Raw genomic sequence first — 1,306 nt, 5'->3', positions numbered from 1 at the left:
TGGAACAAGGGCACCGCGCCGATCGACGTCACGATCGAGATCCAGCGCACGCCGCCGGACTTCACGCCCCTGTGGGCGGCCGGCTGGCACGCGCCGATCGTGCCGAGGGCGGCCTTCGACGGGACGCCCGGTTCGACCCCCGCGCCGACGCTGCTGGCCGGCAACTCGGCGTCGACCTACTTCAACATGGCGGTGACCAACGCCAGCCCGACCGGATCCGCCACCCTGCCGGGCAACATCTACCTCGACGGCGGCTTCGCCGCCTGGGTGGTGTGGGGCGCCTTCCCCGGCTACGGCAACGGCCTGTTCAACTGGGGCTACCCGTTCGACATCCGGGGCGGACGCCACGCGCTGTCCTGGCGCCTGGACGAAGCCCTGGAGTACGAGGAGATCCACGAGACCAACAACGTCTACGGCGAGCAGTGGGTCTGGTCGCCGCTGGACCTGACGCTGTCCACGCCGGTGACCCGCTGGGCGCCGCCCGACGCCTACGGCGGCTGGACCGACGTCAACACGGGCGAGCCCCTGTACCCCAACTGCGACGGTCTGCGGATGACCGACACGGGCAACTTCTGGCGGGCCGTGGCGACCATGCCCGGCGCCGGCAGCGACGTCGACCTGCGCCTGCACGCCGCCAGCGGCGGGGCCAAGGACGGCTTCGCCGACAACCTGGCCGGCTCCTACTGGTGGGGCGGCGAGTCGGACTACGTGCTGGTGAACTTCAACCTGACCGCCTCCGCGCCCTACGACGCGGGCGTGGTCAACTTCGCCGGGACCGAGAACTACACCGCCGAGGCCGTCGGCACCAGCGGCTGGATCTCCTACCCCGACGGCGTCTACGGCTCCTACGAGCTGCCGGCCGACCGCATCCTCAACCTGCACGAGCTCTACCTGGTCGCCGGGCAGTACGGCGTGCAGCTGGACGACCTGGGCAGCTCGGTGGACTGGGGCCTCACCCTCCACCCGGCCGACCAGATCCATCAGGGCAAGTCCTCGGGCCTGGCCACCGCCTACTGGGCGGGCGGTCCCGGACAGGACGAAATCCTGAGCGTCGCGGTCCCGGCCGACGGCTACTACTGCCTCGCGGTCTGGAAGCGCGGCAGCGCGGACCTGCCGCTCGCCGGCTCCTACAACCTGGCGATCGGGCCGGTCTCGGCCACCGGCGTCGACGACGGCACGCCGGCGCCCTCGACGACCGCGCTGGTCGGCATCCACCCCAACCCGTTCAACCCGCAGACGCAGATCCAGTACGAGCTGGCCCGCGAGGGCGCGGTCCGTCTGGAGATCTACGACCTGCAGGGCACGC

Annotated in this window: 1 protein-coding gene; it reads left to right on the top strand. The window is 71.4% G+C overall.

Features of this window, described 5'->3' with window-relative positions; translation table 11 throughout:
* A partial coding sequence (locus Q7W29_08535) for a hypothetical protein (protein MDO9171864.1) occupies positions 1-1,306 on the top strand: 1,306 nt, incomplete at both ends.

This window comes from bacterium (assembly GCA_030654305.1).
Taxonomy (GTDB): domain Bacteria; phylum Krumholzibacteriota; class Krumholzibacteriia; order LZORAL124-64-63; family LZORAL124-64-63; genus PNOJ01.
Note: the sequence above shows the minus strand (reverse complement) of the source record. Positions and strands in the feature narration are given on the sequence as shown.